This window comes from Streptomyces sp. NPDC059851, from assembly GCF_042732005.1.
Taxonomy (GTDB): Bacteria; Actinomycetota; Actinomycetes; order Streptomycetales; family Streptomycetaceae; genus Streptomyces.
Genome location: NZ_JBHWJJ010000188.1, coordinates 1 through 11796, shown reverse-complemented (window position 1 = coordinate 11796; position 11796 = coordinate 1). Strand labels below are relative to the sequence as shown.

The following is an 11796-nucleotide window of genomic DNA, read 5'->3' as shown; positions in this document are numbered from 1 at the left end:
GTGCCGGGCGGCGGCCGTGTGGTGCCGGGCGGCGGCCGTGTGGTGCCGGGCGGCGGCCGTGTGGTGCCGGGCGTGGTGGTGTGGGGTCAGGCGCGGCGGACGCGGAGGGTGCGGGCCAGGTCGTCGAGCTGGTCGGTGAGGCCGCGGTGGAGGCGGGGGACGAGGTCGGGGTCGGTGAGGGCGGCCTCGCCGGCCTTGAGGTGGTCGGAGTCGACGGCGTGGGCGGGGAAGGCGTGGTGGGCGGCGGCCGCGGCGATGGCGGGGCCGCGGCGGGCGGCCAGGGCGATGGCGTCCGGGTAGTAGCGGGGCACGTACGCGCGCAGCAGGTCGGCCTGTTCGGGCTGCCAGAAGCCGCGGGCGGTGGCGGTGAAGAGGTAGTTGGACAGGCTGTCGTCGTGGAAGAGGCGGTTCCAGGCGGTGGCCTTGGCCTCGGCGTCGGGCAGGGAGGCGCGGCAGCGGGCGGCGCCTTCCTCGCCGGTGGCGCTGGGGTCGGCGGCGAGGGCGGCGTCGATGGCGGGTTCGTCGACGGCGCCGAGGACGCTGAGCCGGGCGAGGATGCGCCAGCGCAGTTCGGGGTCGAGGGCGGGGCCGCCGGGGACGGTGTCGTCGTCCAGCCAGGCGGTGAGGGTGTCGGGCTGGGTGGCGCTGTCGATGAAGGCGCGTACGGCGGCGAGGCGCATGCCGGGGTCGGTGCCGTCCTCGGTGCGGCGCAGCAGGGCGCGGGTGATGGAGGTGATCGCGGCGAGGGCCGCGGGGCGTTGGTCGGGGGTGAGGTAGTGGTCGGCGATCTTGTCGCGGGTGAAGGCGAGGACGCCCTGGACGATGGCCAGGTCGGCTTCGTGGGGCAGGTGGGCCTCGGCGGTGGCGAGGTAGGTGGCGGGGTCGAGTTCGCCGTCGCGGACCATGTCGCGCAGGGAGTTCCAGACGACGGCGCGGGTCAGGGGGTCGGGGAGGGCGCAGAGGCTGCGCCGGGCGGTGTCGAGGGAGACCTGGTCGAGGCGGATCTTGGCGTAGCTGAGGTCGCCGTCGTTGAGGAGGAGGAGTGCGGGGCGGGGGCCGTCGGCGGAGAGGACCTCGTCGGTGGGGAGGTCGAGGGTGAGGGGTTCCCTGGCTTCGAGGGTGCTGTCGGGTTCGCGGTCGTAGAGGCCCACGGCGATGTGGTGGGGGCGGGTGCCGTGGTGGTCGACGGTGAGGGTCCAGCCGCCGTGGCCTTCTTCGATGCGGGGGGTGAGGGTGTCGATGCCGGTGGTGCGCAGCCAGGTGTCGGCCCAGGCGTGGACGTCGCGGTCGGTGTGGGCGGCGAGGGAGTCGACGAAGTCGGCGAGTGAGGCGTTGGCGAACTTGTGGCGGGCGAAGTGGGTGTTGATGCCGGCGAGGAAGTCCTCTTCGCCGGTCCAGGCGACGAGTTGGCGCAGGGCGGAGGCGCCCTTGGCGTAGGAGATGCCGTCGAAGTTGAGGAGGGCGGAGGCGGTGTCGGGGACGGCTTCGGCGTCGGGGGCGACGGGGTGGGTGGAGGGCCGCTGGTCGGCGTCGTAGCCCCAGGGCTTGCGTTCCATGCCGAACTCGGTCCAGGTGCCGGTGAAGCGGGTGGCTTCGGTGAGGGTCTGGTAGCCCATGTACTCGGCGAAGGACTCGTTCAGCCAGATGTCGTCCCACCAGCGGAGGGTGACGAGGTCGCCGAACCACATGTGGGCCATTTCGTGGGCGATGACCATGGCGCGGCGCTGGCGTTCGGAGTCGGTGACGGCGGAGCGGAAGACGTACTGGTCGCGGAAGGTGACCAGGCCGGGGTTCTCCATGGCGCCGGCGTTGAACTCGGGGACGAAGGCCTGGTCGTAGGAGTCGAAGGGGTAGGGCTCGGTGAACTTCTGGTGGTAGCGGTCGTAGCAGGCGGTGGTGACGGCGAGGATCTCGTCGGCGTCGGCGTCGAGGTGGGGGGCGAGGGAGCGGCGGCAGTGGATGCCGAAGGGCAGGCCGGCGTGCTCGGTGCGGATGCTGTGCCAGGGGCCTGCGGCGACGGCGGCGAGGTAGGTGGAGATGACGGGGGTGGGGGCCGAGGTCCAGATGCCGGCCCCGTCGCCGTCGCGGTCGCCGGTGCGGTGGGTGGTGCCGTTGGCGAGGACGGTCCAGTGGGCGGGGGCGGTGACGGTGAACTCGAAGACGGCCTTGAGGTCGGGCTGGTCGAAGGCCGGGAAGACGCGCTGGACGTCGTCGAGGAACAGTTGGGTGTAGACGTAGGTCTCGCCGTCCGCGGGGTCGGTGAAGCGGTGCAGTCCTTCGCCGGTGCGGGAGTAGCGCATGCGGGTGTCGAGGCGCAGCTCGTGGGGGCCTTCGGCCAGGCCGGTCAGGGGCAGGCGGTTGCTGCTGAAGGTGGCCGGGTCCAGGGGGTGGCCGTCGAGTTCGGCCGAGCGCAGCTCGTCGGGCTTGAGCTCCACGAAGGTGTCTCCGCCGGTGCGGGCGGTGAAGCGGATGACGGTGGTGGAGTCGAAGGTGTCCTCGCCGCCGGTGAGGTCGAGGGCGACGGCGTAGTGGTGGACGTCGAGGAGCCGGGCTCGGGCTTGCGCTTCGTTGCGCGTCAGTGCGGACATGGGGCCCATGCTGCCCGAAGGGTGGGCCCTGGCCGTCTAGTCCTCGCGCGCAGCGATCGTCTCGTGGTGCCGGATGACCTCGGCGATGATGAAGTTGAGGAGCTTCTCGGCGAAGGCCGGGTCGAGTTTGGCGCTCTCGGCGAGCTGGCGGAGGCGGGCGATCTGGTTGGCCTCGCGTTGTGGGTCGGCGGGCGGTAGGTGGTGGCGGGCCTTGAGGTGGCCGACCTGCTGGGTGCACTTGAACCGTTCGGCGAGCATGTGGACCACGGCGGCGTCGATGTTGTCGATGCTGTCGCGCAGGCGGGCCAGCTCTGCGGTGACGTCGGCGTCAGGCACGTCGGGGTGGCTGTTGTTCATGGTCACCGAGAATACGTGGCGGCCGGGGGGCGGGTACCGGTCGGCCGATCGGTGAGACGGTGCGGGGGGCGGCGCCGGGGCGGGTCCGGTCAACCGGGGCGGTCGGGCCGGCGTCTTCCCGTAGGGAGGTTGGCGCTCCGGCGGGGGCGCCCGCCCGGACGTACTCGCCGGGGACGGGGGTGGTGGCGATCAGGATGCGTGGGCCGTCCCGGCGGTGCGCGGGGTGCCCGCCCCGGGGGCGCCCCTGCGCGGGGCGCCCACCGGGCCGGGGTCGGTCAGAGGTTCGCCGCGGCGGACTTGATCGTGGAGGCGAAGGTCGAAACCTCCGTGTAGACGCCGGGGTAGTTGGGGCGGGCGCAGCCCTGGCCCCAGCTGGTGATGCCGACCTGGATCCAGTTGTTGCTGTCGTCGCGGCGGAACATGGGGCCGCCGGAGTCGCCCTGGCAGGTGTCGATGCCGCCCTGGGCGTAGCCGGCGCAGATCTCCTCGGCGGGGACGAGGGAGCTGCCGTAGGAGCTCTTGCAGGAGGCGTCGGAGACGAAGGGGACGCTGGCCTTCATCAGGTAGCGCTGTTGGCTGCCGCCTTCGCGGGTGGCGCCCCAGCCGGCGACGGTGAAGGTGCCGGTGTCGTACTGCTTGGTCTCGGCGATCTTGAGGGTGGGCAGGTTGATGGGCTTGGCGAGCTTGATGAGGGCCCAGTCCTTGCCCTGGCCGTTGTAGCCGGGGGCCTGGAGGACCTTGGTGGACTTGACCTTGATGGCGCTGCTGCTGTTGAGGTCGACGACTCCGGCGGTGACGGTGATGGAGGTGTTGTTGCCGGAGCCGTTCACGCAGTGGGCGGCGGTCAGGACGATCTGCTGCGTGTAGAGGGCGCCGCCGCAGCCCATGGAGAGGCGCACCATGAAGGGGAACTCGCCCTGGGCGGCGCGGGTGCCGCCGACGACGGGGGCCGGGGACGCGGTGGCGGTGCCGGGCTGGAGGCTGGCGGCGGCGAGGGCGACGGCACCGACGGCGAGGGTGCGCTTGAGGAAGGTGCTGAGGGTGGACACGGTCAACACACTGCCTTTCGTGGGGGGTTGGGCCGTGCGTGTCATCGGGTGAATGACACGTACATGTCACACCCGGGGCTGCTCGGGCATCAAGGACCCGTTTTCGGACACCGACCGTCGGGAGGTGCGGCATGACCGCGTACCGCAGCCGGGGCAACCCCGTCGAGCACGGCTTTCCCCACCTCGCCACCGTCCGGGCGGCGATCACCGCCCTGCTCCGGCGGCTGCCGGATGACGGGATCCGGCCGTACGCCGTGGGCCTCTCCCCCGCCGACGCCGCCTTCACCGACGCCGACGACCTCCACCTCGGGGCGCACCGCGTGGCGTCCGCGGTCGTCGCCGCGCTGGGGCTGCCCGACGCCCGGATGGTGGTCGCGTTCCGGCCGATGCAGGAGGCGGCCACCGTCGAACTGGCCGCCGGACCCGAGTACTTCGTGGAGGTCAACGACCGCTTCCGCACCCACCGCCGCGACCTGGCGGCAGCCCTGGCCCACGAGGCCACCCACGTCCTGCTGCACCGGCTGCGCCTGCGCTTCCCCGGCACCGCGGACGACGAGGTCCTCACCGACACCGCGGCCGCCCTGCTGGGGGTGGGCTGGCTGCTCCTCGACGCCTACCGGGAGGACGCGCTCGGGCACCAGAAGCTGGGCTACCTCACACCAGAGGAGTTCGGGTACGTCCTCGCCAAGCGGGCCGTGCTGGTGGGCGAGGACCTGTCCGCCCGGTTCACCAGCCCGCAGGCGTACGAGGCGTACGTACGCGGGGGCGCGCTCGCCGACCGGGACCTGCGCCGGGCCCCCCTGGCGGCGGCGCACGGAGCGGAGCGCCGCCGGTACGCGCGGGACCGCCGCGCCCGGGGGGCGACGGGCGGGACGGGCGCGGGGTACCGCTTCGAGCGGCACGGCGGCGGGCTGCGGGTGACCTTCGACTGCCCGGTCTGCGGGCAGCGGCTCCGGCTGCCGGTGGCGGGGCGGCTGCGGGCCCGGTGCGGGCTGTGCCGAACGGTCCTGGACTGCGACACCTGAGCGCTCCGCGGGACGTGCCGCGACGGGCCGGCCGTCGGCTGCGGGCCCGTCGTGGCCGGTCGCGCAGTTCCCCGCGCCCCTCCGGGGCGCTGGTGAACCGCCGTCGACTTCGTCCGCGAGGCGTGGGGCCGGTCCCTGCACCGGTCGTGCCCGGCCCGGTCGGCCCGGCCGGCCCGGTCGGCCCGTCGGCCGGAACACGCGCGTCCGTCGGATGCACCGCACAACTTGTCGCCCCCGACGCGGTTCGGCCAGGGGGTGCAGTGGGTAGTGATACGTCATCGCACGAGTGCCGGACCGGTCCCGACCCCTCGCCAGGGGGCCGGGGCCGGGTCGCGTCCGGGCCCGGTGGCCCTGCGGCCCGAAGCCCCGCACCCCGAAGCCCTGTTGTCACGGTGCCGCTTGCGCCCCGTAGACCGGGTACGGCGGCCGGGCCGCGGCCAGGAGTCCCGCCGCGGCCTCGCCGGCCTCCGCCGGGGTCCAGCGGGCGCCGCGGTCGGCGGTGGGGCCGGGATGCCAGCCCTCCATCACCGTGATCCGGCCGCCCTCCGCCTCGAAGACGCGGCCCGTGACCCCCGCCGAAGCGTCGCTGCCGAGCCACACCACCAGTGGGGAGACGTTCTCCGGGGCCATCGCGTCGAACTTCCCCTCCCCCGGCGCCGCCATCGTCCGCGCGAAGACCTCCTGCGTCATCCGGGTCCGCGCGGCCGGGGCGACGGCGTTGACCTGCACCCCGTAGCGGCCCATCTCCGCCGCGGCGACCAGCGTCAGCCCGAGGACGCCCGCCTTGGCCGCGCTGTAACAGCCCTGCCCGACCGAGCCCGCCAGGCCCGCCCCCGACGAGGTGTTCACCACGCGCGCCGCGACCCGGCGGCCCGCTTTCGCCTCCGCGCGCCAGTACGCCGCCGCGTGCTTCAGCGGCAGGAAGTGCCCCTTCAGGTGCACCCGCACCACCGCGTCCCAGTCGTCCTCCGCCAGGTTGACGAGCATCCGGTCGCGCAGGAAGCCCGCGTTGTTGACCAGGGTGTCCAGCCGGCCGAACGCGTCCAGCGCGCGGTCGACCAGCGAGGCCGCCCCCTGCGCGGTGGCGATGTCGCCGCCGTGCGCCACCGCTTCCCCGCCGCGCGCGCGGATCTCGGCGACGACCCGCGCCGCCGGGCCGCCCGCGCCCCCCGCGCCGGCGCCGGTGCCGGGCTCCCCCTCGCGGCCCACGTCCAGGTCGTTGACGACGACCATCGCACCCTCCGCCGCGAACGCCAGGGCATGGGCCCGGCCCAGCCCCCGGCCCGCGCCCGTGACCGCGACGACCCGCCCCCGCGCCATGCCGCCCGCCGTGCCGTCCGCCATGTCATTCCTCCTTGTTGACCGTTGCCGCGTCCAGGAACGCGGGGCGTTCGCCGCCCCCGTGCACCAGCAAGCTCGCCCCGCTCACGTACCCCGCCCGGCCCGAGGCCAGGAACACCGCCGCCGCGCCGACGTCCGCGGGCTCCGCCAGCCGGCCCAGCGGGACCGTGGCCGCCACCGCGGCGACCCCGGCCGCGTCCCCGTAGTGCAGGTGCGCGAGCTCGGTCCGCACCATCCCCAGGACCAGCGTGTTCACCCGCACCTCGGGCGCCCACTCGACCGCCATGGAGCGCGCCAGGTGCTCCAGGGCCGCCTTGGCGGCGCCGTACGCAGCCGTCCCCGGCGAGGGACGGGCGCCGCTGACGCTGCCGACCATCAGCACCGAGCCGCGCGCCGCGCGCAGCAGGGGGTGGGCGGCGAGCGAGGCGGTCAGGGGGGCGAGCAGGTTGAGTTCGAGCACCCGGGCGTGGCGTTCGGCGCCGCCGTCGGCCAGGGGCCGGTACGGGGTGCCGCCGGCGTTGTTGACCAGGCAGTCGAGTCGTCCGCGGCGGCGGGCGAGCGTGTCGAAGAAGTCCTGTACGGCGGCGGTTTCGCGCAGGTCGAGCGGGGCGTAGGCGGCCGTGCGGCCCGCCGCCGTGACCGGCCGGTCGGGCGGGCGGCGGGCGCAGACGACGACGTCCGCTCCGGCTTCGAGGAACGACCGGGCGATGCCGGCGCCGACACCGCGGGTGCCGCCGGTGACGACGGCGACCCTCCCGTCGAGCTCCATGGGCTGCTACCTTCCTCGCCAGCACCTAACAAACGTTTGGTGGAAAGGTAGCTGATGCGCTCATGGGTGTCTCCACCTCACGCCCCGGCAAGGGCATCGCACTGGTCACCGTCGACTTCCCGCCCGTCAACGCGCTGCCCGTCCGGGGCTGGTACGAGCTCGCGGACGCCGTGCGCGCGGCCGGCCGCGATCCGGACCACCGGTGCGTGGTGCTGGCCGCCGAGGGCCGCGGCTTCAACGCCGGGGTCGACATCAAGGAGATGCAGCGGGACCCCGGGCACGACCGTCTGATCGGCGCCAACCGCGGCTGCTACGAGGCGTTCGCCGCCGTGTACGAGTGCGAGGTGCCGGTGGTCGCGGCCGTGCACGGGTTCTGCCTGGGCGGCGGCATCGGGCTCGTCGGCAACGCGGACGCGATCGTCGCCTCCGAGGACGCCACGTTCGGGCTGCCCGAGCTCGACCGGGGGGCGCTCGGCGCGGCGACACACCTGGCCCGGCTGGTCCCGCAGCACCTGATGCGGGCCCTGTACTACACCTCGCGCACCGCCACCGCGGCCGAGCTGCACGGGCACGGGTCGGTGTGGGAGGTGGTGCCGCGGGAGCGGCTGCGGGAGGCGGCCCTCGGTCTGGCCGCCGAGATCGCCCGGAAGGACGGGTACCTGATCCGTCTGGCGAAGGCGGCGATCAACGGTGTCGATCCGGTGGACGTGCGCCGCAGTTACCGCTTCGAGCAGGGGTTCACGTTCGAGGCCAACCTCAGCGGGGTGGCCGACCGGGTCCGCGACGGCTTCGGAAGGGCGGGAAGCGCATGACGGCCGACAGCGGCAAGGTGATGTCCCCCGAGGAGGTCGTGGGACGGCTGCGCAGCGGGATGACGCTCGGGATCGGCGGCTGGGGGTCGCGGCGCAAGCCCATGGCCCTGGTGCGCGCACTGCTCCGGTCCGGGATCACCGGTCTGACCGTGGTCTCGTACGGGGGCCCCGACGTCGGCCTGCTCGCGGCCGCCGGCCGGATCCGCCACCTCGTGGCCCCCTTCGCCACCCTCGACTCCATCCCGCTGGAGCCGCACTTCCGCGCCGCCCGCGAGAGCGGCGCCCTCACCCTGACCGAGATCGACGAGGCCATGTTCATGTGGGGCCTGCACGCCGCCGCGAACCGGCTGCCGTTCCTACCCGTGCGCGCCGGCCTGGGCTCCGACGTCATGCGGGTCAACCCGCACCTGCGGACCGTGACCTCGCCGTACGCCGACGGCGAGGAGTTCGTCGCCGTGCCCGCCCTGCGGATGGACGCGGCGCTCGTCCACCTGAACCGTGCCGACCGGTTCGGCAACGGTCAGTACCTGGGCCCGGACCCGTACTTCGACGACCTGTTCTGCGAGGCGGCCGACACCGCGTACGTCTCCTGCGAGCAGCTCGTCGAGACCGCCGACCTCGCCAAGGCCGGACCCCCGCAGTCCCTGCTGGTCGGCCGGCACAGCGTCACCGGGGTCGTGGAGACCCCGAACGGCGCGCACTTCACCTCCTGCGTACCCGACCACGGGCGCGACGAGGCCTTCCAGAAGCTGTACGCGACCACCCCCTGGCCCGAGTTCGCGGCCCGCTTCCTGTCCGGGCCGGACGAGCAGGCGTACCAGGGCGCGGTCCGGGCCTGGCACGAGGAGCAGCGTTGACCACACCGGTACCCCCCTCCCCCGCGTCCCCGTCCCCTGCCCCCCGGCCCCCCGTGCCCCGGTCCCCCGTACCCCCGTCCGCCGTCCCCGCCCCGAGCCGCGCCGAGTACTGCGTGATCGCCTGCGCCGAGGCCTGGCGCGGCGACGGCGAGGTGCTCGCCAGCCCGATGGGTCTGATCCCGTCGCTGGGAGCCCGTCTGGCACGGCGGACCTTCTCCCCCGAGCTGCTGCTGACCGACGGCGAAGCCCTGCTGGTCGGGCCGGACGGGGAGGTGGAGGGCTGGCTGCCGTACCGCCGGCACCTCACGATGGTCACGGGCGGGCGGCGGCACGTGATGATGGGCGCGAGCCAGCTGGACCGTTTCGGCAACCAGAACATCTCCTGCATCGGCGACTGGGAGCGGCCCTCCCGCCAGCTCCTCGGGGTGCGCGGCGCGCCCGTCAACACGCTCAACAACCCGGTGAGCTACTGGGTGCCCCGGCATTCGCCGCGGGTGTTCGTCGAACGGGTCGACATGGTCAGCGGCGTCGGGTACGACCGGGCGGCGGCGGCCGGGGTGACCCGCTTCCACCGGATCCCGCGGGTGGTCAGCGACCTCGGGGTCTTCGACTTCGCGACGCCCGACCGGTCGATGCGGCTGGCCTCCTTGCACCCGGGGGTGACGGTCGAGGAGGTCCGGGCGGCCACCGGCTTCGCCCTGGCCCTGCCCGACGAGGTCCCGTACACGCGCGGCCCGACCGGGGAGGAGCTGCGGCTGATCCGCGACGTCCTCGACCCGGAGGGCCTGCGCGAACGGGAAGTGCGGGGCTGAGGGCGGTGGAGACGGCACTGACCGGGCTGGTCGGGGTCCGCCACCCGATCGTGCAGACGGGCATGGGCTGGGTGGCGGGGCCCCGGCTGGTGTCGGCGGCGGCGCGGGCCGGGGCGCTGGGCGTCCTGGCGTCGGCGACGATGACGCCGGAGCAGCTGCGGGCGGCGGTGCGCGAGGTGAAGTCCCGTACGGACGCCCCGTTCGGGGTCAATCTGCGGGCGGACGCGGGGGACGCGGCCGAGCGGGTGCGGCTGATCGTCGAGGAGGGCGTGCGGGTCGCGTCGTTCGCGCTCGCGCCGTCGAAGGAACTCATCGCCCGGCTGAAGGACGCGGGCGTGGTGGTGATCCCGTCGGTCGGGGCCCGCCGGCACGCCGAGAAGGTCGCGGCCTGGGGGGCCGACGCGGTGATCGTGCAGGGCGGCGAGGGCGGCGGGCACACCGGAGAGGTGGCCACGACGGTGCTGCTGCCGCAGGTCATCGACGCCGTGGACATCCCGGTGGTCGCGGCGGGCGGCTTCCACGACGGGCGCGGCCTGGTCGCGGCGCTGTCGTACGGGGCGGCGGGCATCGCCATGGGCACCCGGTTCCTGCTGACGTCCGACTCGACGGTGCCGGACGCCGTCAAGGCCCGCTACCTGGCGGCCGGCGTCAACGACATCACGGTCACCAGGGCCGTGGACGGGCTGCCGCACCGGATGCTGCGCACCGAGCTGGTCGCCGCCCTGGAGCGGTCGGGGCGGGCGGGGACGCTGCTGCGGGCGGTCCGGCACGCCGCCGGCTTCCGCAGGCTTTCGGGCCTGTCCTGGTCGCGGATGGTGCGCGACGGGCTGGCGATGAAACACGGCAGGGACCTGTCCTGGAGCCAGGTGCTGCTCGCCGCGAACACCCCCGTGCTCCTCAAGGCGTCCATGGTCGAGGGCCGTACGGACCTCGGCGTCATGGCATCGGGCCAGGTCGCCGGTGTGATCGAGGACCTGCCGTCGTGTGCGGAGCTCGTCGGCCGGGTCATGGCCGAGGCGGAGTCCGTGCTGGCCCGGCTGGAACAGCTGCACGCGTCCGGCACCCTGCCGCCGGCAGGGTGATCCCCCTCATGTGCCACAGGAGTCGACACCGATGAGCCGTGCCCGAACCCGCTCCGTGACCGCGACGGCGGCCGTGGCCGTCACCGCGGCGCTCGCCTGCGTCGCCGCCCTCACCGCGACGTCCGTGCCCGCCGCCGCGCATGCGGGGCCGCCCGCGGCCGCGCAGCAGGGGTACGCGGCCGGGTCCGGCGCCGGGTCCACGGCGGAAACGATCCGCCAGATCCCCCTCCAGGGCGCGATCAACGCCCGCGACCTGGGCGGCCACCGCACCTGGACCGGCGGTCAGGTCCGCCAGGGCCTGGTCTACCGCTCCGACGCGCTGAACCGGCTGACGCCCACGGACGTCACCACCCTCTCCGGGCTGGGCCTGGCGAAGGTCGTGGACTTCCGCATCCCCCTGGAGGTCCAGTACGACGGCCCCGACCGGCTGCCAGCGGGGCTGACCCCGGTCTCCCGCCCGGTCAGCGACCTCGGCCTGTTCGCCACCCTCGTGAGCGTGATCGGCAGCGGCGACCCGGCCCGGCAGGAGGAGGTCCTCGGCGGTGGCCGGGCCGAGGCCTACATGCGGGACGTCTACCGCACGTTCGTGACCTCGCCGGAGAACCGGGCGCAGTTCGGGGCGACCCTGCGCGAGCTGGCGGAGGACAGTGGGCCGCTGCTGTTCCACTGCACCTCGGGCAAGGACCGGACGGGCTGGCTCGGCTACGTGCTGCTGCGCGCCCTGGCCGTGCCGGAGGAGACCGCCGAACGGGACTACCTGGCGTCGAACACCTTCCGGGCGGCGTACGACGCCCGCCTGCGGGAGGCGCTCAAGCAGTCCGGGCGGATGCAGGACCCGGACCTGCTGATCCCGCTCCAGGAGGTCCGCGGCGACTACCTGGACGCGGCGAACGTCCAGCTGGAAGCCGACTACGGCGGCTTCTACGGCTACCTGACCGAGGGCCTGGGACTGGACCTGCGCACCCTGGCGAAGCTCCAGTCCCGCCTGGTCCGCTAGGCGGCCCCACCAGGAGACCGGCGGCCGGCGCCGCCGGAGCGGGTGCCGCCCGGGCGGCCGCCGCCCGAACGGCCGGCGCCCTGGGGCGTGCCGCTGCGGCCCGCGGC

General features: G+C 74.4%; 11 protein-coding genes. 6 read left to right on the top strand and 5 right to left on the bottom strand.

Annotated features, from left to right (window positions below):
• Positions 1 to 86: 86 nt before the first annotated feature.
• From pepN to ACFV7Q_RS36040, 3 genes are all read right to left on the bottom strand, one after another.
• Positions 87 to 2588: an aminopeptidase N gene (gene pepN / locus ACFV7Q_RS36050; RefSeq protein WP_385435153.1), complete on the bottom strand. Its 2502-nt coding sequence runs from the start codon at positions 2586 to 2588 to the stop codon at positions 87 to 89.
• A 36-nt stretch (positions 2589 to 2624) separates the two neighbouring features.
• Entirely contained in the window at positions 2625 to 2945 is a 321-nt protein-coding gene (locus ACFV7Q_RS36045; protein WP_385435152.1) for a chorismate mutase, read from the bottom strand.
• 275 nt (positions 2946 to 3220) lie between these two features.
• The gene (locus ACFV7Q_RS36040) at positions 3221 to 4039 is read right to left on the bottom strand and encodes a S1 family peptidase (RefSeq protein WP_385435151.1); all 819 of its coding nucleotides are present in this window, start codon (positions 4037 to 4039) and stop codon (positions 3221 to 3223) included.
• Positions 4040 to 4125: 86 nt separating this feature from the next.
• Between ACFV7Q_RS36040 and ACFV7Q_RS36035 the strand changes: the two genes are divergently transcribed.
• Positions 4126 to 5019 carry a hypothetical protein gene (locus ACFV7Q_RS36035; RefSeq protein WP_385435150.1) on the top strand — a complete coding sequence of 298 codons (894 nt, stop codon included), beginning with the start codon at positions 4126 to 4128 and terminating at the stop codon, positions 5017 to 5019.
• 387 nt (positions 5020 to 5406) lie between these two features.
• Here ACFV7Q_RS36035 and ACFV7Q_RS36030 read toward each other — a convergent pair whose 3' ends face one another.
• Positions 5407 to 6363, bottom strand: coding sequence for an SDR family oxidoreductase (locus tag ACFV7Q_RS36030; RefSeq protein WP_385435149.1), 957 nt, complete (start codon positions 6361 to 6363; stop codon positions 5407 to 5409).
• Between the two features lies 1 nt (position 6364).
• A complete protein-coding gene (locus ACFV7Q_RS36025) occupies positions 6365 to 7129 on the bottom strand; it encodes an SDR family oxidoreductase (RefSeq protein WP_385435148.1) in 765 nt (254 codons plus the stop codon).
• A 62-nt stretch (positions 7130 to 7191) separates the two neighbouring features.
• On the opposite strand from ACFV7Q_RS36025, the gene ACFV7Q_RS36020 reads away from it, so the two are divergent.
• Genes ACFV7Q_RS36020 through ACFV7Q_RS36000 form a run of 5 tightly spaced genes read left to right on the top strand, consistent with a single transcriptional unit; the run spans position 7192 to position 11689 of the window.
• Positions 7192 to 7941: an enoyl-CoA hydratase family protein gene (locus tag ACFV7Q_RS36020; protein ID WP_385435147.1), complete on the top strand. Its 750-nt coding sequence runs from the start codon at positions 7192 to 7194 to the stop codon at positions 7939 to 7941.
• Entirely contained in the window at positions 7938 to 8798 is an 861-nt protein-coding gene (locus tag ACFV7Q_RS36015; RefSeq protein WP_385435146.1) for a CoA transferase subunit A, read from the top strand. The genes ACFV7Q_RS36020 and ACFV7Q_RS36015 overlap by 4 nt, the downstream gene beginning before the upstream one ends.
• A 53-nt stretch (positions 8799 to 8851) precedes the next feature.
• Entirely contained in the window at positions 8852 to 9610 is a 759-nt protein-coding gene (locus ACFV7Q_RS36010; protein WP_385435145.1) for a CoA-transferase subunit beta, read from the top strand.
• 5 nt (positions 9611 to 9615) lie between these two features.
• Positions 9616 to 10692, top strand: a complete 1077-nt coding sequence (locus tag ACFV7Q_RS36005) for an NAD(P)H-dependent flavin oxidoreductase (RefSeq protein WP_385435144.1) — start codon at positions 9616 to 9618, stop codon at positions 10690 to 10692.
• Between the two features lie 31 nt (positions 10693 to 10723).
• Positions 10724 to 11689 (top strand): tyrosine-protein phosphatase, encoded by a 966-nt coding sequence (locus ACFV7Q_RS36000; protein ID WP_385435143.1) that lies wholly within the window; start codon positions 10724 to 10726, stop codon positions 11687 to 11689.
• Positions 11690 to 11796 lie beyond the last annotated feature (107 nt).